Origin of the sequence: Streptomyces sp. NPDC018045, from assembly GCF_044327445.1 — a bacterium.
Taxonomy (GTDB): domain Bacteria; phylum Actinomycetota; class Actinomycetes; order Streptomycetales; family Streptomycetaceae; genus Streptomyces.
Map to the genome: position 1 here is coordinate 325338 of NZ_JBIRFL010000003.1, position 19502 is coordinate 344839.

The following is a 19502-nucleotide window of genomic DNA, read 5'->3' on the forward strand; positions in this document are numbered from 1 at the left end:
ATCCATCAACGGTCCACTTTCTCACCTGAGCCGGACGGGTCCGTGCTTCCCGAACCGGTGTCCGGCTCGGGGTCACCCGGCTGCACCGGCTCGTCACCGTCCGTACCGCCGTCGTCCCCGTTGCCGTCACCGGCTCCGGCGGCCCCCTCGCCACCGTCGGTCCCCTCCTCGTGCCGGGACCCGGCACGCTTGCGCTGGAGGTAGATGCGCACACCGGCGAGGACGAGCAGCAGCACGCCACCCGCGATCACGAGCATGATCGTCGAGGTGATCTCGGTGACGTTGACCTGAAAGGTCATCGGCCGGCCGTACGGCTTGCCCTCGGAGGTGTAGAGCTGCGCCGTCACCTGCACGGGGCCGTTGGCGTTCGCCGTCGTGTCGAACTTGAACGACTGGCTGTGGCCGCCGTCGACCGTGATCTCCTGGGGCTCACCCGTGTCCAGGCGGTTGGGCTGCGAGGACGTGAGTTCCAGCGTCAGGCCCTTCACGCCCTGGACCAGGTTGTTCTGCACCGTCACCGGAATGGTCGCGCTGCGCCCGGAGAGCGTCGCGTCCGACTTCTGGATCAGTTGCACGTTCTTCGTCAGACCGTCGAGATAGGTGCGCACGGAGCCGCGGAACGCCGCGGCGCCCGCCTCGTCGCCCCGCCACTCCGTCGACATCTCCCGCATGATGGCGCTGCCGAACGGCGTCACCACGCGGCCGGGCTGGGACAGGATGGGCTTGAAGTCGTCCAGCGTGCTCTGGGTGTCCTGGATCTCCTCGAAGGCCTCGGTCGGCAGCTCCTGCTTGCGCAGCGAGGACGGGTAGGCGGAGCTCCTGGGCACGTCGCGGTTGGCGTTCGGGTCGGGCGCGGCCTTGGCAGCACCCACCAGACTCAGCGGTTCGGCCCAGCGGCCGGGCACCAGGCTCTTCACGCCGGCGGCCATCGCCTGGGCCTGGCTGACGGAGGGCGTGCGCTGCGGGGCGACGACGAGGTTGCGCTGCCGCTCGGGCTCCTGGCCGTTGACCATGAGGCTCTGGGCGAGGAACTTTTGAATGGCGAGGGTGGAGTTCTCGGCCTTGGACAGGTCGCCCTCGAACGCGGTGGACAGCCGTGCGTCCGAGACGATCGCGGTGTTCCCGCCGCCGATGGGGCGGGCCGCCGTCGGGCTGTAGGAGAGGTCGTTCTCCTGGATGCTGTCGCTGCGGGCGATGATGTTGTGGGCGCCGCCGGAGGTGGCCACATCGACGATCGAGGAGTCGACGGCGCCCTCGACGGGCCACGCGAAGTCGGTACGGGGCTTGACGCCCAGGACCGTCTCCACGGCCGTGGCCGCCAGCGTCGTGGCGGAGCCGAGGTGACCGAGGGCGCTGGGCACCTCCTTGCCGCGATGGGCGAGGGAGGCCAGGTCGGGGTCGGCGAAGGGGAGGGCGATGACCTCGTGGGTCTTGACGGCCTCCTCCACCTGCTTCAGCCATTGCTTGGCGATCGCCTGGTTCTTGCCCGCCGTGGGGCCGTTCGGCCCTTCGACCTTGTACGTCTTGGTCATCGCTTCGACGGAGGCGAGCACGTCGGGGTCGATGACGAAGGTGACGGGGAGGTCCTTGCCGAGCGCCACGAGCTGCTGGAGCCGTCCGCCGGGGGCGATCTCCGCGGCCAGGTTGTCGTTGCGGAAGACGGGGGTCTGCTCCGCGTCCGCGTCGGTCTCCGCGGTGAGGTGCGTCGAGGAGATCAGCGGCCACAGGTACGTGAGCTGTGTCTTCTTCGCCACGTCGGAGGTCTGCCAGGGCAGGAACGTCCGCTGGGCGCCGAGCACCTGCTCGTACGAGCTGCCCCCGGCCCGGCCGGACAAGGAGACCCCGAGCTGGTAGACACCGTCGTCACCCAGGCCGAGGTCCTTGACCGGCACCTGGAGGGTGAAGGTGCGGCTGACGCCCGGGGCCAGCTTGTCGATCTTCTGGGTGCGGTTCTCGATCTCCTCGCCGTCCGCGCCGGGCGAGAAGCCGGTGCGTTTGGCGGCCGTGTCGATGGCGCTGCGGCTGGTGAGGGCCTGGCCCCGCCGCAGGCCTACGTGCGCGTCGGTGACCGGGGAGTCACCGCGGTTGGTGAGGGTGCCGGAGACGGTGAGGGTGTCGTTCTTCTTGGGCACGGTGGGCGTGAGCGCGTCGATGGACACATCGACGGTGCGCGGACCGGCGGCACGGGCTTCGGGGGCGGCCGGGAACTGCAGCAACGCGACCAGCAACGGCACTCCGGCGATCAGCGCCGCGGCCCGGCGCGACCACCGACCGCGCGGCCGTTCACTCCCTTGGAACCCTGCCGCCTCGGCCACGCGTTCGCCCGTCCCTCGTCGTCGTCAGTGGTCGTCGGAATGTGCGTCCACGCATGGTAACGAGACCCGCTGTGCCGAAGTGCTGGGGACTGCTCCACAAGATCGCCCGTTGCCCGGCCGCAGGAGGGCCTTGTCCCCTTTCCACACGGATGCCCGGCGGGGCGGGCGATGGGACGCTTCGCCGGACGCGGACACGTACCCTGTTCTGTTGTGCCGAACGCCAACAATGACTTCCTCGCCCCGCAGTCCGAGCGGACCTCGCAGTCGACGAGTGCGCTGAGCCAGGCGCAGCGCCGTGCCGTCGGCGAACTGTTGCGGGTGTCCCCCGTCGCGGACGACCTGGCCCGCCGCTTCCAGGAGGCCGGGTTCACGCTTGCCCTGGTCGGAGGTTCGGTGCGGGACGCCCTGCTCGGCCGGCTCGGCAACGACCTGGACTTCACCACCGACGCCCGTCCCGAGGACGTGCTGCGGATCGTGCGTCCGTGGGCGGACGCGGTGTGGGAGGTGGGTATCGCCTTCGGCACGGTCGGCTGCAAGAAGGACTCGTTCGACATCGAGGTCACCACGTACCGCTCCGAGGCGTACGACCGAACCTCGCGCAAGCCCGAGGTGTCCTACGGCGACTCCATCGAGCAGGATCTGGTGCGCCGGGACTTCACGGTGAACGCCATGGCGGTGGCGCTGCCGCAGAAGGAGTTCATCGATCCGCACAACGGCCTGGAGGACCTGGCGGCGCGTGTCCTGCGCACGCCGGGAACGCCGGAGGAGTCGTTCTCCGACGACCCGCTGCGGATGATGCGGGCAGCCCGGTTCGCGGCTCAGTTGGACTTCGAGGTGGCCGAGGACGTCGTCTCGGCCATGAAGGCCATGGCCGAGCGCATCGACATCGTCTCCGCCGAGCGGGTTCGGGACGAGTTGAACAAACTGCTGCTCGGCGCACACCCGCGCAAGGGCCTCAGGCTGCTGGTCGACACGGGAATCGCCGACCGGGTGCTGCCGGAACTGCCCGCCCTGCGGCTGGAGAGTGACGAACATCACCGCCACAAGGACGTCTACGAGCACTCGCTGACGGTGCTGGAGCAGGCGATCGACCTCGAAGAGGACGGTCCGGACCTGGTCCTGCGGCTGGCGGCGCTGCTGCACGACATCGGCAAGCCGAAGACGCGGCGCTTCGAGAGCGACGGCCGGGTCTCCTTCCACCACCACGAAGTCGTGGGCGCGAAGATGACCAAGAAGCGGATGGCCGCGCTGAAGTACTCCAACGACATGATCAAGGATGTCTCGCTCCTGGTGGAGCTGCACCTGCGCTTCCACGGTTACGGGACGGGTGAGTGGACCGACTCCGCGGTCCGCCGGTACGTACGGGACGCCGGCCCGCAGTTGCGGCGACTGCACAAGCTGACGCGTTCGGACTGCACCACCCGTAACAAGCGCAAGGCCAACGCTCTCTCCCGTGCCTATGACGGGCTGGAGGAGCGGATCGCGCGTCTGCAGGAGCAGGAGGAGCTGGACTCGATCCGGCCGGACCTGGACGGCAACGACATCATGCAGATCCTCGGCGTCGCCCCTGGCCCGGCGGTCGGCAAGGCGTACAAGCACCTGCTCGAACTGCGGCTGGAGAACGGGCCGATGGAGCGGGACCAGGCCGTCGCGGCCCTGCGGGAGTGGTGGGCCGCGCAGAGCTGAGCCTGTTTCACGTGAAACACGGCCCCGCCTCCGGCGCCGTGTTTCACGTGAAACGCGCGGTGTTCCCTCCTTCTTCGTGTCATCGGTGGCCACGAAGGTCCCCCTGGTGAATGCCGTGTCATGTGTGCAGAGCGCGTGGCGTATCGGCTTACGACGGGCCCCGTCGCCGACGGCGCCGACAGGGGCGGGTGCCTAGCTCCGCAGAAAGCGCACCAGGGACACGGCGGTCGCCGCGAGGAGCAGGGCCACGCCGATGACGAGCAGACTCGACCTGCCGTCCGGCGGCAACATCAACGCTGCCGCCGCCGCGGCACCGACATAGGCGACGTTGAAGAGCATGTCGTACACGGCGAAAACCCGACCGCGGAAGGCGTCGTCCACGGACGACTGCACCACCGTGTCCGTGGAGATCTTGGCTCCCTGCGTGCTGAGGCCGAGCACGAAGGCCGCCATCAGCATCGGGCCGTACGCGAAGGCCAGCCCCAGAGCAGGAGCCAGTACGGCCGACAGCCCCGCGCAGCACGCCATCCAGGCCAGGGGGCCGAGGCGGGCCACGACCGGCGGGGTGATGACCGCGGCAGCGAAGAAACCGGCCCCCGACACACCGACGGCGATCCCGAGGAGCGCCAGCCCGTGCGACTCGTCGGTGGACCAGGCGTACCGGCACAGCATCAGCACCGTCACCGTCAGCGCCCCGTAGCAGAAGCGCAGCGCGGTCATCGCTGTCAGCGCCGCTGCGGCCGTTCGGCGCTGCGCAAGGTGACGCAAGCCCTCCACCAGACCACGGGCGGTGCTGGACAAGGCAGCACCCAAGCGTGGCTGGAGCTGTGCCGGCTCGGGCCCGAGTAGCCCCGGTGTCATCCGCAGCGAGACACCGGCAGCGCAGAGATACAGGACCGCTGCCAGCACCACGACGACCGAGTTCGACTCGATGCCCGCTAGCCGGGCGGCGAAGGCGAGGCCGCCTCCCGCGGTGGTCGCGAGCGTGCCGGCGGTCGGTGAGAGGGAGTTCGCCATCACCAGGTGCTCCGTGCCGTCGACCACCCGGGGCAGCGCGGCCGAGAGCCCGGCCAGCACGAAGCGGTTGACGGCCATGACGGAGAGGGCGGACGCGTAGAAGAGCCCGTCCGGGACCTGCGCCGTGATCAGGGCCGCGGTGCCGACGGCGAGTGCGGTGCGCAGCAGGTTGCCGTAGAGCAGCACCTGCCGGCGGCGCCAGCGGTCGAGGAGGACGCCCGCGAACGGGCCGAGGAGCGAGTACGGGAGCAGCAGCACCGCCATGGCGGAGGCGATGGCCGCGGGAGAGGTCTGTTTCTCGGGGGAGAAGACGACGTATGTGGCGAGCGCGACCTGGTAGACACCGTCGGCGGCCTGGGAGAGAAGCCGTACGGCCAGCAGGGAGCGGAAGTCGCGTAGCTGGAGCAGTACGCGGAGGTCACGCACAACGGGCATGGGGCCCAGCCTCACACAGCTCACAGGCCCCCGGACGGAATTTCCGGGGGCCTGTGAGCACGGGGGAAAGGCGTGGCGCTTAGCGCTCGACCTCGCCCTTGATGAACTTCTCGACGTTCGCGTGCGCCTCGTCGTCGAAGTACTGCACCGGCGGCGACTTCATGAAGTACGAGGACGCGGAGAGCACCGGACCACCGATGCCGCGGTCCTTGGCGATCTTCGCGGCGCGCAGCGCGTCGATGATGACACCCGCGGAGTTCGGGGAGTCCCAGACCTCCAGCTTGTACTCCAGGTTCAGCGGGACGTCACCGAAGGCACGGCCCTCCAGGCGCACGTAGGCCCACTTGCGGTCGTCCAGCCAGGCGACGAAGTCCGACGGACCGATGTGGACGTTGTCCTCGCCCATGTCGCGGTCGCGGATCTGCGAGGTGACGGCCTGCGTCTTGGAGATCTTCTTGGACTCCAGGCGCTCCCGTTCGAGCATGTTCTTGAAGTCCATGTTGCCGCCGACGTTCAACTGCATCGTGCGGTCCAGGATGACGCCCCGGTCCTCGAAGAGCTTGGCCATCACGCGGTGCGTGATCGTGGCGCCGACCTGGGACTTGATGTCGTCACCGACGATCGGCACGCCCGCCTCGGTGAACTTGTCCGCCCACTCCTTGGTGCCGGCGATGAAGACCGGCAGGGCGTTGACGAAGGCGACCTTGGCGTCGATGGCGCACTGGGCGTAGAACTTCGCGGCGTCCTCGGAGCCGACGGGCAGGTAGCACACCAGGACGTCGACCTGCTGGTCCTTGAGCACCTGGACGATGTCCACCGGCGCCTCGTCGGACTCCTCGATGGTCTGGCGGTAGTACTTGCCCAGGCCGTCGAGGGTGTGTCCGCGTTGGACGGTCACGCCGGAGTTCGGCACGTCGCAGATCTTGATGGTGTTGTTCTCGCTGGCGCCGATGGCGTCCGCCAGGTCGAGGCCGACCTTCTTGGCGTCGACGTCGAAAGCGGCCACGAACTCGATGTCACGCACGTGGTAGTCGCCGAACTGCACGTGCATCAGGCCGGGCACGCGGCTGTCCGGGTCTGCGTCCTTGTAGTACTCGACGCCTTGTACCAGCGAGGCGGCGCAGTTGCCCACGCCGACGATGGCTACGCGAACCGAACCCATTCCGGTTGCTCCCTGTGATCTCGACAAGGTCCCACGGTCTGCGGAACCTCATGTGGTGGTGTCATCGGACGGATCCGGCCGGGAACCTCCCCGACGCCGGGGCAGGCCGCCCGTATCTGCTGACGTGTCCTTCTGGTCCTGCTCCGCGGGGTCCGCGGCGCGCTGATCGCGGCCGGCGCGCTCGCTCTCGATCAGCTCGTTGAGCCACCGGACCTCGCGTTCCACGGACTCCATACCGTGCCGCTGCAGTTCGAGGGTGTAGTCGTCCAGCCGCTCGCGTGACCGTGCCAAGGAGGTGCGCATCTTTTCGAGGCGCTCCTCCAGCCGGCTGCGGCGGCCTTCCAGGACCCGCATCCGTACGTCGCGCGAGGTCTGCCCGAAGAAGGCGAAGCGGACGCCGAAGTGTTCGTCCTCCCACGCGTCCGGGCCGGAGTGGGCGAGCAGCTCCTCGAAGTGGCTCTTCCCCTCCGCTGTCAGCCGATAGACGATCTTCGCCCGGCGGCCGGTGAGGGACGCGGGCGCGGGTTCCGGGGAACTGCCCGTCTCCTCGGTCAGCCAGCCGTTGGTGACCAGTGACTTGAGGCAGGGGTAGAGCGTGCCGTAGCTGAACGCACGGAAGACCCCCAGCGAGGTGTTGAGCCGTTTGCGCAGCTCGTAGCCGTGCATGGGGGACTCGCGGAGCAGTCCGAGGACGGCGAACTCAAGGATGCCGGACCGCCTGCTCATGTCCGCCTCCTTGGTGTCGTGCGTTCTTTATGCCGAGCTGATGTATCGATCCGATACATCCAGACGATAGATCGGACCCACGAGAGGAACAAGAGGGGGGACGGTGAGCGCCATCACAACACCGTTTCGTTCCACCCAACCTGACTGATTTGGAGTGAATTTCAACAGTGGGCAGGTTTTGGCCGTGCGTAGTCTGTGCGCCATGCAAACTGCCGGGAACCGTGGGGCGGAACATGACGTCCCCGTCCTCGGTGTAGTGCGACCCCATGCGCCATATGGGTGCCGTACGTCGGGGGGACCTGAAGCCCAACTGCCGCCTTCAGGCGACGAGATAGATAGCGCGCCTGCCCGAGGAGTATTCGTTCCATGAGCGAGCACCGTCGCAAACCGCCCCAGCCGCAGGGCGGCGGACGTGCTGCGGCCCGACGAGCCGCACAGCAATCACCGGGGCGCCGTGCCGCGCCCACCCGCGGCTCCACCCCTGATCCCGGCACCGACGCCGGAGCGTACGGGCAGGAACGGCCGGCCGGCGGCAGAGCCGAGGCCCGGCGCGCCGCACAACGCGGCGGCCGACGACGTGCCTCCGACACGGCGGCGATGGCCTCGGGCAGTGGCCGTGGCGGCCGTGGCGGCGGGCGCCGCACCGGTGGCGGTGGCAGTGGCGACGCGGGCGGCCGCGGGCGGGGCCGGGGAGCGGGCAGGCCCGGCAAGAAGCGGTTCATCGACTATCCGCGGGCCGGAAAGATCGGCTGGCGCCGGTTCATGCCCTCGTGGAAACAGGTCCTCGGCACCTGCATCGGCTTCTGCGCACTGATCGTCGGTGCGGCCGGCCTCGCGCTCGCCTATGTGGACATCCCGAACCCGCAGAAGGCTTCGCAGCTTCAGAAGAACGTCTACTACTGGTCGAACGGCAAGCCGATGGTGGTCGCCGGCGGTGGTCAACTCAACCGCCAGATCGTGCCGATCACCTCGATCCCCAAGTCCATGCAGAACGCGGTGATCTCCGCCGAGAACGCGTCGTTCGACCAGGACTCGGGCGTCGACCCGATGGGTATCGCCCGTGCGGTCTTCAACATGGCCAAGGGCGGTGAGACCCAGAGTGGCTCCACCATCACCCAGCAGTACGTGAAGAACACCTACCTCGATCAGTCACAGACGCTCAAGCGCAAGCTGACCGAGCTGTTCATCTCCATAAAGGTGGGCATCAAGGTGAAGAAGCCCACGATCCTGGCCGGTTACCTCAACACCGCGTATTACGGGCGAGGGGCTTACGGCATCCAGGCGGCGTCGCGGGCGTACTACGGCAAGGACTGCGACAAGCTCACCCCGAGCGAGGGAGCGTTCCTCGCGTCGCTGCTCAACGGTCCCAACCTCTACGACCCGTACATCTCGACGGAGGCCAAGGGCGCGAACCTCAAGCGCGCCGAGGCCCGCTGGAAGTGGACGCTGGACCGTGAGGTCGAGGTCAAGCGGATGACCAAGGCGGAGCGGGACCAGATCAAGGACTTCCCGATGCCGAAGAAGCCCAAGAAGGCCATGGACCTCCGCGGCCAGAAGGGTTATCTGGTCGACCTTGCCAACAACTACATCACGGCAAACACCAAGATCACGGACGTCATGCTGAAGAAGGGCGGCTACGAGATCCACACGACCTTCGACGAGAAGCAGGTCAACGAACTCGCGGCGTCCGTGGACAAGGTCACCAAGGAGCACATCAAGCCCGACAAGCGCGAGGTGGACAAGTACGTCCAGTTCGGCGGCGCATCGGTCGAGCCGGGTACGGGGAAGATCGTCGCCATCTACGGCGGCAAGGACGCGACCCAGCACTACACGAACAACGCCGACTACACCGGTGTCCAGGTCGGCTCGACCTTCAAGCCGTTCGTGCTGGCGGCGGCGATGAGCGACGGCGTTCGGGATCCCCGCAATCCCGAACGGCGCACGCGCGTCTCGCCGAGCAGCATCTACAACGGCGACAACAAGCTGAAGCTGCTCAACTACGACGGGACCGTCTGGCATGACAAGGACGGCAAGGAGTGGCACCAGGCGAACGACGGCAACGAGAACCGCGGAAAGATCACCCTCCGCACCGCCATGCAGTTCTCGGTGAACACCCCCTACATCCAGCTCGGCATGGATGTGGGCCGTGACAAGGTGAAGGGAGCCGCCATCGCCGCCGGTCTCCGCGACGACCAGAGCATGGCGAAGACCACGCCGACCTACTCGCTGGGCACCTCGGCACCGAGCGCGATCCGGCTGGCCGGTGCGTACGCCACCTTCGCCGCCAGCGGCCAGCAGGACGACCCGTACTCGGTCGAGTCCGTCGAGAAGGACGGCAAGAGCATGTACGAGCACACCAAGAAGCCCAAGACGGGCTTCAGCTCGGCGGTCGCGGACAACGTGACGGACGTCCTGAAGACCGTGGTGGAGAAGGGCACCGGTACGGCCGCCAAGCTGCCCGACGGGCGGGAGGCAGCAGGCAAGACCGGTACCACCGACGACAACAAGTCGGCCTGGTTCGCCGGCTATACGAAGCAGTTGGCCACCACGATCGGCATGTGGCGAGTGGACGACCAGGCCAAACAGCAGCAGTTCTTGAAGATGTACGGCGTCGGTGGCGAGGAGAAGATCCACGGTGCGTCGTTCCCGGCCCGTATCTGGGCGGACTACATGGCTCAGGTCATGAAGGGCAAGAAGCTCGAACGCTTCCCGGAGCCCGCACCGATCGGCCAGACGGTCTACGGAGAGGGGATGAGCCCCTCCCCGAAGCCCACCCCGTCCACTCCCCCGCCCAGCTCACCGACGCCCACCCCGAGCAAGTCCGCACCGTCCAGCCCCCCCGCCAGCCCCAAGCCGACCCATACGTGTGCGGACTGGGACCTCAACTGCAGGGTCAATGGTGGAGCGACCGGTGGCGGGGAGACCGGTGGGCGTCCGGGTGGCGGAGATTCCGGTGGCACCACCGCAACGCCCGACCCGAGCACCGGCGGGCCCGGAGACGACGAAGGTGACATCTTCGGCAACCCGGCCGGCGGAGCGTCAGGTGGACGACGAGATTGACCGCTGACTGTTTCACGTGAAACGTGACGGAGAAGCCCCCGGACCCGTGGATACGGGCCGGGGGCTTCTCCGCGTTCGGCCCACAGCCGTACGGCAGGATGGGCGCATGACGAGCGTGCGACAGGACGAGCCCGTACGGCCGACGCGACGGGACGAGGTGGCGGCGTCCGGCAGCGAGCTGGTCGGCGGCCCTGCCGGGCGGCGCGCGCTCTTCGGCACGGGCTGGTGGAGTCCGGTACGCGTCATCGCGCTCGTCGTGATCGGGATGTTCGCACTCGGCATGGTGCAGAAGCTGCCCTGCTACGAGAGCGGGTGGTTCTTCGGTGCCACCAGCCAGTACACCCACGCCTGCTACTCCGACATCCCCCACCTGTACGCGGGCCGCGGCTTCGCCGACGGACTGATCCCGTACTTCGACAAACTGCCCGGCGACATGGAGTACCTCGAATACCCGGTACTGACCGGAGTGTTCATGGAGGTCGCGTCCTGGCTGACCCCGCACGGTGGCTCCATCCAGGAGCGTGAGCAGATCTACTGGCTGGTCAACGCCGGCATGCTGATGGCCTGTGCTGCGGTCCTCGCCGTATGCGTGGCCCGCACCCACCGCCGGCGCCCCTGGGACGGCCTCCTGGTCGCCCTGGCTCCCGCCCTCGCGCTCACCGCCACGATCAACTGGGACCTCCTGGCCGTCGCGCTGACCGCCGCCGGAATGCTGATGTGGTCGCGCAGCCGGGCTCTCGCTGCGGGTGTGTTCATCGGGCTCGCGACCGCCGCGAAGCTGTATCCGGTGCTGCTGCTCGGGCCACTGCTCGTGCTGTGCTGGCGGGCCGGGCAGTGGCGCGCCTACGGCAAGGCCGTGGCCGGAGCGGTCGCCGCGTGGCTCGTGGTCAACGTTCCGGTGATGATCACGCACGATGCGTCCGGATTCCACATCCGCGAAGGCTGGGCGAAGTTCTACACCTTCAGCCAGGAGCGGCCCATCGACTTCGGTTCGATCTGGCTGCTCATCTCCCAGCGCACCGGCAATCCGCTGGAGGACGCGAACACCTACGCGACGCTGTTGATGATCCTGGGGTGCGGCGCCCTGGCGCTGCTCACCTTCTACGCACCGCGCCGCCCACGGTTCGCACAGCTCGCCTTCCTGGTCGTCGCACTGTTCATCCTCACCAACAAGGTCTACTCGCCGCAGTACGTGCTGTGGCTGATCCCGCTCGCCGTGCTGGCGCGACCACGCTGGCGCGACTTCCTGGTGTGGCAGGCGTGCGAGGTCATGTACTTCCTGGGCATCTGGCTGTACCTCGCCTACACCGGCAACGGCGACAAGCACCAGGGGCTGCCGCTGGAGGGCTATCAGGTAGCCATAGCGCTGCACCTGCTGGGGACGCTGTACCTGTGTGCCGTGGTGGTACGCGACGTACTCCTCCCGGAGCGGGACGTCGTACGCAGGGACGGCGACGACGACCCGTCGGGCGGCGTGCTGCACCACGCTCCGGACGTCTTCGTGCTCGGCCGTGCGCATCACCTGCCGCAACACGCCATGCAGTTCGAGGGGGCGCCCCAGGTGCGCTGGGGCGCGGCCCGGGATTAGCCGCACGCCGGCGACTGGCGACGCGTACGGAACGGGCCCGGGGCCGCAGAGCAGATCTGCGGCCCCGGGCCCGTTCCGTGTCCGTGGAAGCGGCCGCGGCTCAGCGGTCCACGAGGCGGTCGTACTGCGTCGTGGTGTGCCGCAGGTGGGCCACCAGGTCCTCGCCGACCTGGGGCTCGGGGGCGTCGCCCGGCACGAAGAGGATGGAGACCTGCATGTGCGGGGGCTCCGCGAACCACCGCTGCTTGCCCGCCCACACGTACGGCGAGAGGTTGCGGTTGACGGTCGCCAGACCCGCACGCGCCACGCCCTTGGCGCGGGGCATCACGCCGTGCAGCGCCTTGGGCGACTCCAGGCCCACACCGTGCGACGTGCCGCCGGCCACCACGACCAGGTAGCCGTCCGAGGCGGCCTTCTGCTGGCGGTAGCCGAAGCGGTCGCCCTTGCCGACCCGGGTGACGTCCAGGACCGAGCCGCGGTACTCGGTGGCGTCGTGATCGCCGAGCCACAGCCGCGTGCCGATCCGCGCGCGAAAGCGCGTCTGCGGGAACTGCTGCTGGAGGCGGTGGAGCTCGTCGGCCTTGAGGTGGCTGACGAACATCGTGTGCAGCGGCAGGCGGGCGGCCCGCAGCCGGTCCATCCAGCCGATGACCTCCTCCACCGCGTCGGAGCCGTCGGTGCGGTCCAGCGGCAGGTGGATGGCGAAGCCCTCCAGCCGTACGTCCTCTATGGCCGCGGCCAGCTTCGGCAATTCCTCGGGCAGCACACCGTGGCGCTTCATGCTGCTCATGACCTCGACGACCACCCGGGCACCCACCAGGCCGCCCACCCCCTCGACCGAGGAGACCGAACGGATGGCGCGGTCCGGCAGCGGAACCGGTTCCTCACCGTGCCGGAAGGGAGTCAGCACGAGCAGGTCACCGCTGAAGTAGTCCTTCATGCGGGCCGCTTCGTACGTCGTCCCCACGGCGAGGAGATCGGCGCCGAGCCGGGTCGTCTCCTCGGCGAGGCGCTCGTGGCCGAAGCCGTAACCGTTGCCTTTGCAGACCGGGACGAGCCCCGGGAACTGCTGCAGAACGCTCTGCTGGTGTGCCCGCCAGCGCGCGGTGTCGACGTAGAGGGTGAGCGCCATGGCCGGGCCCGGAACCTTTCTCGTGGCTGCGTTGCGGTCGAAAAGGGGTGTGGCGGTCAGCGGCGCGACATGTAGATGTCGAGCGCCTTGTGCAGGAGCTTGTTGAGCGGGAAGTCCCACTCGCCCAGGTACTCGGCTGCCTGCCCGCCCGTGCCCACCTTGAACTGGATGAGGCCGAAGAGGTGGTCGTTCTCGTCGAGCGAGTCGCTGATGCCGCGCAGGTCGTAGACGGTGGCGCCCAGTGCGTAGGCGTCGCGCAGCATCCGCCACTGCATGGCGTTGGAGGGCCGGACCTCACGGCCGATGTTGTCCGAGGCCCCGTAGGAGTACCAGACGTGACCGCCGACGACCAGCATCGTCGCGGCGGAGAGGTTCACGCCGTTGTGGCGCGCGAAGTACAGCCGCATGCGGTTGGGGTCCTCGCTGTTGAGGGCCGCCCACATCCGCTGGAAGTAACTGAGCGGGCGCGGCCGGAAGCGGTCGCGTACCGCGGTGATCTCGTACAGCCGCTGCCACTCGGCGAGGTCCTCGTAGCGTCCCTGGACGACCTCGACACCGGCCTTCTCGGCCTTCTTGATGTTGCGGCGCCACAGTTGGTTGAAGCCCTTGTGGACGTCCTCCAGCGAGCGGTTCTCCAGCGGCACCTGGAAGACGTAGCGGGGCTGCACGTCACCGAAGCCGGCCCCGCCGTCCTCGCCCTGCTGCCAGCCCATCCGGCGCAGCTTGTCGGACACCTCGAAGGCGCGCGGCTCGATGTGGGTGGCCTCGATGTCACGCAGCCGCTTGACGTCCGGGTCCTGGATGCCGGCCTTGATCGCGGCGGCGTCCCAGCGTCGGATGATCACCGGCGGGCCCATCTTCACCGAGAAGGCGCCCTGCTGCTTCAGGTGCGCCAGCATCGGCTTGAGCCAGTCCTCCAGGTTCGGGGAGAACCAGTTGATCACCGGGCCCTCGGGCAGGTAGGCGAGGTACCGCTTGATCTTGGGCAACTGGCGGTAGAGGACCAGGCCGGCGCCGACCAGTTGACCGGTCTTGTCGAACCAGCCCAGGTTCTCCGAGCGCCATTCGGACTTCACATCGGCCCAGGCCGGGACCTGCATGTGGCTGGCCGAAGGCAGGCTCTGGATGTACGCCAGATGCTGCTCTCGGCTGATGGTCCTCAGGGTCAGGCTCATGCGGGGCGCTCCTCGGCAGGTGTGTCCCCATGGTCGGGGCTCCGGCTCTCGCGCCGAAGCCTACTGCGACAAAGGAGCGCCCCGTTTGGGCGAAGGGGGTGAAGCCCCCGCTGCCCGGCTAGCCGAGCAGCCCGCCGAAGAGACCACCGTGCGCCATGCCGAGGAAGAAGCCGATCGCCGCGGCGCCGAGACCGATGATCAGCAGGAAGCGCTCACCGGTCGTCGCGGAGATGAACTGTCCCCAGGCGCCGGTACCGATGCCGATCAGTCCCGTCCAGGAACTGAGCAGGTGGAGGTGGTGGAAGTGGGCGGTGATGAAGGCGATCACGCCGAACACCAGCGTCACGGCGACGAGGGTGTTCTCGACGGGATGGGCCTTGCCGTCGCTGTTCAGAAGAGAGAGAAGGCCGTGCTGCGGCCGGACTGCCTGTGCCATGCGGCACCTCCGAAGACAGGGCGGCGAACTGTAACGCCGCTCACACCCGTTGTGTTCCAGATTGGGGGGATCAGCGGCCGGATTTCAACCGGAAGCCCGGAGGCGGGTACTCTGTACAGTCTGCGCCCACGTCTGCCCAGGTCTCCTGGCCAGGCCGGGTGCGGAACGCATCATGACCCTCCTGCCACGGAACGACCGTGGCCGCTGAGTCCAAAGGAGGTGGGTTCTACATGCGTCACTACGAGGTGATGGTCATCCTCGACCCCGATCTCGAGGAGCGCGCTGTCTCCCCGCTGATCGAGAACTTCCTCTCCGTCGTCCGTGAGGGCAACGGAAAGGTCGAGAAGGTCGACACCTGGGGCCGTCGTCGTCTCTCGTACGAGATCAACAAGAAGCCCGAGGGCATCTACTCGGTCATCGACCTGCAGGCCGAGCCTGCGGTCGTCAAGGAACTCGACCGTCAGATGAACCTGAACGAGTCGGTCCTCCGGACCAAGGTCCTCCGTCCCGAGACCCACTGAACGCATCAGCGTCAGCGGTAACCGGGTTCGAGTAGCAACACCAGCAGCCAGCAGCACACCCGCCGAGAGGTTCCCCTAATGGCAGGCGAGACCGTCATCACGGTTGTCGGCAATCTTGTCGACGACCCCGAGCTGCGCTTCACCCCGTCCGGTGCGGCGGTCGCGAAGTTCCGCGTCGCGTCCACCCCCCGCACCTTCGACCGTCAGACCAATGAGTGGAAGGACGGCGAGAGCCTGTTCCTGACCTGCTCGGTGTGGCGTCAGGCGGCGGAGAACGTCGCCGAGTCCCTCACGCGGGGCACCCGCGTGATCGTGCAGGGCCGCCTGAAGCAGCGGTCGTACGAGGACCGCGAGGGCGTCAAGCGCACGGTCTACGAGCTCGACGTCGACGAGGTCGGCGCCAGCTTGCGCAATGCCACGGCCAAGGTCACCAAGACCTCGGGCCGCGGTGGCCAGGGCGGTGGCTTCGGCGGCGGTCCGCAGGGCGGTGGCCAGGGTGGCGGCGGCTGGGGCGGCGGCCCCGGCGGCGGCCAGCAGGGCGGCGGCGGTGCTCCCGCCGACGACCCGTGGGCGACCGGTGCCCCTGCAGGCGGCGGCCAGCAGGGTGGCGGCGGTGGCTGGGGCGGTGGCTCCGGCGGTGGCTACTCGGACGAGCCGCCCTTCTAGGTCCGACGTTCGGCACGTACGCACGCTGTTTCACGTGAAACAGCGTGAAACGGCGCCGAGGGCCTGAGGGCGTCAGCACAAACTTCTTGAACTCACTGGAGAGAGACAATGGCGAAGCCGCCTGCTCGCAAGCCTAAGAAGAAGGTTTGCGTGTTCTGCAAGGAGAAGATCTCCTACGTCGACTACAAGGACACGAACCTGCTGCGGAAGTTCATCTCCGACCGCGGCAAGATTCGTGCCCGCCGGGTGACCGGCAACTGCACCCAGCACCAGCGTGACGTCGCCACGGCCGTGAAGAACAGCCGTGAGATGGCGCTGCTGCCCTACACCTCCACTGCGCGATAAGGGAAGGGTGACCGACTCATGAAGATCATCCTCACCCACGAGGTCTCCGGCCTCGGCACCGCCGGCGACGTCGTCGACGTTCGCGACGGTTACGCCCGTAACTACCTGGTCCCGCGTGGTTTCGCGATCCGCTGGACCAAGGGTGGCGAGAAGGACGTCGAGCAGATCCGTCGCGGTCGCAAGATCCGCGAGATCGCCTCGGTCGAGCAGGCCAACGAGGTCAAGGGCCAGCTTGAGGGCGTCAAGGTGAAGCTGGCCGTGCGTGCCGGCGACGCCGGTCGCCTGTTCGGCTCCGTCACGCCGGCCGATGTCGCCTCGGCGATCAAGGCCGCGGGCGGCCCCGACGTGGACAAGCGCCGCGTCGAGCTCGGCTCGCCGATCAAGACCCTGGGCGCGCACCAGGTGTCCGTGCGCCTGCACAGCGACGTCGTCGCGAAGCTGGGCGTCGAGGTCGTCGCCGCCTGATAGCAGCGACACCGCAGCACACGAAAGGGCCGCACTCCGGAAACGGGGTGCGGCCCTTTCGCGCGTGGGCGGCGGCTCAGCCTTCGTCTTCGTCCTGGGCCCGCTTGTAGAGATCGGCGACCGCGTCACCGAAGTACGCGGCGTAGGACACGTCGTCCTCGTCACCGCCGCCCTGGTGCCCGCCCAGGACTCCGATCACGGTTCCGGTGTGGCTTTTGGGGTCGTAGTCGGCGAGCCACGGGCTGCCGCTCGTACCCCCCGCGAAGTCGGTGCACTGGACCCGCATCTGTGTGTCGCTGAACCTCGTGGCGCGGTTGTGGCAGGAGATCGGCGTCTCGCTGCTGGTGGGGTAACCAGTGATCTTGACGTCATTGTCGAAGCCCGGATCGATGCCGAGGGTGTTGCCGCCCAGCACGTCCTGGATCTGCTTGCCGTCCTTGCTGCCGAGGACGAGGAAGGCGACGTCCATGTCCTCGTCCTGGGACTTGGCCCAGCGGTCGTCGACCACGACCTTCTCGACCTTCCACAGGCCGTTGGGCTCCTTGCCGTCGCGGTAGTCCGGTGCGAAGACGAGGTCGTTGACGGGTTCGCCGGTCTCGGGGTCGAAAGCGCAGTGCGCCGCGGTGATCAGCATGTTCCGGCCGGGGCTCTGTACGACGCTGGCGGTGCAGAAGTGGTCGCCGGAGTCGTCCTTCTCGAAGATCGCGCCCACCCGGGCGTTCTGCTCCGTGCTGCGCGGGGTGTACGCGCTGCCGTCATCGGCGGGCGCCGTGGCGGACGGGTCCTGGTCCTGGGGGTCCCGGTCGGCCTCTCCTGATTTGCCGTAACCGCTCCTGAGAGTTCCGTGGCCGCGGCTGCTGGTGTCGGCTTCCTGGGAGGCGTAACCCACTATGACGCCTGCCCCGATGACGGTGAGTGTCAGGGGCAGGACGATCTTCCTGGCAAGCGGGCGCACACGGTCATTATCAACACGGGGCCGTGGTTTCGGGTGGCTTCAACGCGAGGCTCCGGTCACAATCCAGCGGCCGGAGCGGGTGCGCGCCCACAATGTCAGCATCCGCACGGTCATCATCAGGGCCATGGCCCACCACAGGGCGGTCAGGCCGCCGCCGACGACCGGCACCAGCAGCGCGGCGGGCGCGAAGAGGGCCAGGGTGACCAGCATCGCCCAGGCGAGGTACGGGCCGTCGCCGGCACCCATCAGCACGCCGTCGAGGATGAAGACGATGCCGGCGACCGGTTGGGTGAGAGCGACGACCAGGAGCGCGGGCAGCAGCGCGTCCTTCACGGCCGGGTCGTCGGTGAACAGTGGCATGAACAGCGGGCGCGTGAGCACGACGAGCAGGCCGAGCACCACGCCGGAGGCGATGCCCCACTGCACCATGCGGCGGCAGACGGCCTTGGCGCCCGCCACGTCGTCGGCCCCCAGATAGCGGCCGATGATCGCCTGACCGGCGATGGCGATGGCATCCAGGGCGAAGGCCAGCAGCGACCACAGGGTGGTGACGATCTGGTGGGCGGCCACATCGGCGTCACCGAGGCGGGCGGCGACGGCGGTCGCGATCATCAGGACGGCGCGCAGCGAGAGCGTACGTACCAGCAGCGGCACCCCGGCCTGGGCACAGGCGCGGATTCCGGCGGCGTCCGGCCGGAGGGAGGCACCGTGCCGACGGGCGCCGCGTACGACGACGACCAGGTAGACGGCTGCCATGCCGCACTGGGCGATGACCGTTCCCCAGGCGGAGCCGGCGATGCCGAGCCCGGCGCCGTAGACCAGGCCGATGTTCAGGGCCGCGTTGACGGAGAAGCCGCCGATGGCGACGTACAGCGGCGTCCGGGTGTCCTGGAGGCCGCGGAGCACGCCGGTGGCCGCGAGCACCACGAGCATCGCCGGGATGCCGAGAGCGCTGATGCGCAGGTAGGTGATGGCGTACGGGGCGGCGGTGGCCGAGGCGCCGAAGACGTCGACGAGCCAGGGAGCGGTGGGCAGGACGACGGCGACCACCGCCGCGCCCAGCAGCAGGGCGAGCCAGATACCGTCCATGCCCTGCCGGATGGCGGCGGAGCGGTCGCCGGCGCCGACCCGCCGGGCGACGGCGGCAGTGGTGGCGTACGCGAGGAAGACGAAGACCGAGACCGCGGTCGTCAGCAGCGGGGCGGCGACGCCGAGGCCGGCGAGCTGCCGGGTGCCGAGGTGGCCGATGACGGCACTGTCGACCATGACGAAGAGCGGTTCCGCGACGAGTGCGCCGAAGGCGGGCAGAGCGAGCGAGATGATCTCTCGGTCGTGGCGGCGGTCGGTGCGCCGCGGCGTCGCGGGAGCCTGTGTCATGCTGCCAATCTAATCTTCCACAGGTAAGTGGCACAACTGCTTAGTGATCATTACTTAGTGGCCTCCGGAGCGTTCTCCTCCGTGGCGTTTGGCCCGATCATGAACAGGTTGCCGAAGTTTTTCTCCCCCACAGCCTATGGACGACAAAACCGCAGGTCAGGTGGGGCGTGACCGGCTGATTGTGTGTTTGTCCACAGCGGTGTCCCCCGTGCCGTGCACAGGATCGGCGCACTTCTCCACAGGAACGGGGCCCTCGTCCACATGGCCTGTGGATAACCAGATTGGCGGACGGTGCATACGGGCCTACCGTAGTCCGGCGCCTGGCCCCTGTTCCGGTCTGAGAACCCATCCGAACTCGACGCGCCGTAACCGGAGTCGGGCGTCTCGTTTGTCAGAGCCGTGCCGTAAGAAAGAAGGGCACAGCAAGGTCCGCGCCGCGGA

At 68.3% G+C, this 19502-nt stretch carries 16 protein-coding genes; 7 read left to right on the top strand and 9 right to left on the bottom strand.

The genetic code is table 11. The features are described from left to right. Positions 1 to 5: 5 nt before the first annotated feature. Positions 6 to 2315 carry a DUF6049 family protein gene (locus ACH4EB_RS09045; RefSeq protein WP_398346723.1) on the bottom strand — a complete coding sequence of 770 codons (2310 nt, stop codon included), beginning with the start codon at positions 2313 to 2315 and terminating at the stop codon, positions 6 to 8. A gap of 210 nt (positions 2316 to 2525) precedes the next feature. Here ACH4EB_RS09045 and ACH4EB_RS09050 point away from each other — a divergent pair, with 210 nt between their 5' ends. After that, positions 2526 to 4001: a CCA tRNA nucleotidyltransferase gene (locus ACH4EB_RS09050; RefSeq protein ID WP_398346724.1), complete on the top strand. Its 1476-nt coding sequence runs from the start codon at positions 2526 to 2528 to the stop codon at positions 3999 to 4001. Between the two features lie 192 nt (positions 4002 to 4193). On the opposite strand, the gene ACH4EB_RS09055 is transcribed toward ACH4EB_RS09050, so the two are convergent. From ACH4EB_RS09055 to ACH4EB_RS09065, 3 genes are all read right to left on the bottom strand, one after another. After that, positions 4194 to 5453, bottom strand: a complete 1260-nt coding sequence (locus tag ACH4EB_RS09055; RefSeq protein WP_398346725.1) for an MFS transporter — start codon at positions 5451 to 5453, stop codon at positions 4194 to 4196. A 79-nt stretch (positions 5454 to 5532) separates the two neighbouring features. Then, positions 5533 to 6615, bottom strand: a complete 1083-nt coding sequence (locus ACH4EB_RS09060; RefSeq protein ID WP_398346726.1) for an inositol-3-phosphate synthase — start codon at positions 6613 to 6615, stop codon at positions 5533 to 5535. 48 nt (positions 6616 to 6663) lie between these two features. Then, positions 6664 to 7341 carry a helix-turn-helix transcriptional regulator gene (locus ACH4EB_RS09065; protein ID WP_398346727.1) on the bottom strand — a complete coding sequence of 226 codons (678 nt, stop codon included), beginning with the start codon at positions 7339 to 7341 and terminating at the stop codon, positions 6664 to 6666. A gap of 366 nt (positions 7342 to 7707) precedes the next feature. Here ACH4EB_RS09065 and ACH4EB_RS09070 point away from each other — a divergent pair, with 366 nt between their 5' ends. Together ACH4EB_RS09070 and ACH4EB_RS09075 are read left to right on the top strand one after the other, a co-directional pair. Further along, positions 7708 to 10401 (top strand): transglycosylase domain-containing protein, encoded by a 2694-nt coding sequence (locus ACH4EB_RS09070; RefSeq protein WP_398346728.1) that lies wholly within the window; start codon positions 7708 to 7710, stop codon positions 10399 to 10401. Between the two features lie 106 nt (positions 10402 to 10507). Continuing rightward, complete coding sequence (locus ACH4EB_RS09075) at positions 10508 to 11989, top strand: glycosyltransferase family 87 protein (protein ID WP_398346729.1); 1482 nt, start codon at positions 10508 to 10510, stop codon at positions 11987 to 11989. Between the two features lie 100 nt (positions 11990 to 12089). On the opposite strand, the gene ACH4EB_RS09080 is transcribed toward ACH4EB_RS09075, so the two are convergent. The 3 genes from ACH4EB_RS09080 to ACH4EB_RS09090 form a co-directional block, all read right to left on the bottom strand. Next, positions 12090 to 13121 carry an alanine racemase gene (locus tag ACH4EB_RS09080; protein ID WP_398346730.1) on the bottom strand — a complete coding sequence of 344 codons (1032 nt, stop codon included), beginning with the start codon at positions 13119 to 13121 and terminating at the stop codon, positions 12090 to 12092. Between the two features lie 56 nt (positions 13122 to 13177). Further along, positions 13178 to 14296: a lipid II:glycine glycyltransferase FemX gene (locus ACH4EB_RS09085; RefSeq protein WP_398346731.1), complete on the bottom strand. Its 1119-nt coding sequence runs from the start codon at positions 14294 to 14296 to the stop codon at positions 13178 to 13180. A 118-nt stretch (positions 14297 to 14414) separates the two neighbouring features. Continuing rightward, positions 14415 to 14732 carry a hypothetical protein gene (locus ACH4EB_RS09090; RefSeq protein WP_398346732.1) on the bottom strand — a complete coding sequence of 106 codons (318 nt, stop codon included), beginning with the start codon at positions 14730 to 14732 and terminating at the stop codon, positions 14415 to 14417. A gap of 230 nt (positions 14733 to 14962) precedes the next feature. Between ACH4EB_RS09090 and rpsF the strand changes: the two genes are divergently transcribed. The 4 genes from rpsF to rplI all read left to right on the top strand — a co-directional run bounded on the left by rpsF (position 14963) and on the right by rplI (position 16729). Continuing rightward, complete coding sequence (gene rpsF, locus ACH4EB_RS09095; protein ID WP_003978891.1) at positions 14963 to 15253, top strand: 30S ribosomal protein S6; 291 nt, start codon at positions 14963 to 14965, stop codon at positions 15251 to 15253. Positions 15254 to 15331: 78 nt separating this feature from the next. Then, complete coding sequence (locus tag ACH4EB_RS09100; RefSeq protein WP_361153065.1) at positions 15332 to 15919, top strand: single-stranded DNA-binding protein; 588 nt, start codon at positions 15332 to 15334, stop codon at positions 15917 to 15919. A 108-nt stretch (positions 15920 to 16027) separates the two neighbouring features. After that, positions 16028 to 16264, top strand: coding sequence for a 30S ribosomal protein S18 (rpsR, locus tag ACH4EB_RS09105; protein WP_003978893.1), 237 nt, complete (start codon positions 16028 to 16030; stop codon positions 16262 to 16264). Between the two features lie 18 nt (positions 16265 to 16282). Next, on the top strand, positions 16283 to 16729 hold the full coding sequence (rplI, locus tag ACH4EB_RS09110; protein WP_031007733.1) for a 50S ribosomal protein L9: 447 nt from the start codon (positions 16283 to 16285) through the stop codon (positions 16727 to 16729). 76 nt (positions 16730 to 16805) lie between these two features. On the opposite strand, the gene ACH4EB_RS09115 is transcribed toward rplI, so the two are convergent. Together ACH4EB_RS09115 and ACH4EB_RS09120 are read right to left on the bottom strand one after the other, a co-directional pair. Next, positions 16806 to 17684 carry a trypsin-like serine peptidase gene (locus ACH4EB_RS09115; RefSeq protein ID WP_398346733.1) on the bottom strand — a complete coding sequence of 293 codons (879 nt, stop codon included), beginning with the start codon at positions 17682 to 17684 and terminating at the stop codon, positions 16806 to 16808. Positions 17685 to 17723: 39 nt separating this feature from the next. Then, the gene (locus ACH4EB_RS09120) at positions 17724 to 19061 is read right to left on the bottom strand and encodes an MATE family efflux transporter (protein ID WP_398346734.1); all 1338 of its coding nucleotides are present in this window, start codon (positions 19059 to 19061) and stop codon (positions 17724 to 17726) included. Positions 19062 to 19502: the final 441 nt, after the last annotated feature.

Coding starts and splice junctions, on each gene's coding strand:
- ACH4EB_RS09065 (WP_398346727.1), bottom strand. CDS start 7,341: ATGAGCAGGCGGTCCGGCATCCTTGAGTTCGCCGTCCTCGGACTGCTC.
- rpsF (WP_003978891.1), top strand. CDS start 14,963: ATGCGTCACTACGAGGTGATGGTCATCCTCGACCCCGATCTCGAGGAG.
- ACH4EB_RS09060 (WP_398346726.1), bottom strand. CDS start 6,615: ATGGGTTCGGTTCGCGTAGCCATCGTCGGCGTGGGCAACTGCGCCGCC.
- rplI (WP_031007733.1), top strand. CDS start 16,283: ATGAAGATCATCCTCACCCACGAGGTCTCCGGCCTCGGCACCGCCGGC.
- ACH4EB_RS09120 (WP_398346734.1), bottom strand. CDS start 19,061: ATGACACAGGCTCCCGCGACGCCGCGGCGCACCGACCGCCGCCACGAC.
- ACH4EB_RS09085 (WP_398346731.1), bottom strand. CDS start 14,296: ATGAGCCTGACCCTGAGGACCATCAGCCGAGAGCAGCATCTGGCGTAC.
- ACH4EB_RS09055 (WP_398346725.1), bottom strand. CDS start 5,453: ATGCCCGTTGTGCGTGACCTCCGCGTACTGCTCCAGCTACGCGACTTC.
- ACH4EB_RS09100 (WP_361153065.1), top strand. CDS start 15,332: ATGGCAGGCGAGACCGTCATCACGGTTGTCGGCAATCTTGTCGACGAC.
- ACH4EB_RS09075 (WP_398346729.1), top strand. CDS start 10,508: ATGACGAGCGTGCGACAGGACGAGCCCGTACGGCCGACGCGACGGGAC.
- ACH4EB_RS09080 (WP_398346730.1), bottom strand. CDS start 13,121: ATGGCGCTCACCCTCTACGTCGACACCGCGCGCTGGCGGGCACACCAG.
- ACH4EB_RS09090 (WP_398346732.1), bottom strand. CDS start 14,732: ATGGCACAGGCAGTCCGGCCGCAGCACGGCCTTCTCTCTCTTCTGAAC.
- ACH4EB_RS09070 (WP_398346728.1), top strand. CDS start 7,708: ATGAGCGAGCACCGTCGCAAACCGCCCCAGCCGCAGGGCGGCGGACGT.
- rpsR (WP_003978893.1), top strand. CDS start 16,028: ATGGCGAAGCCGCCTGCTCGCAAGCCTAAGAAGAAGGTTTGCGTGTTC.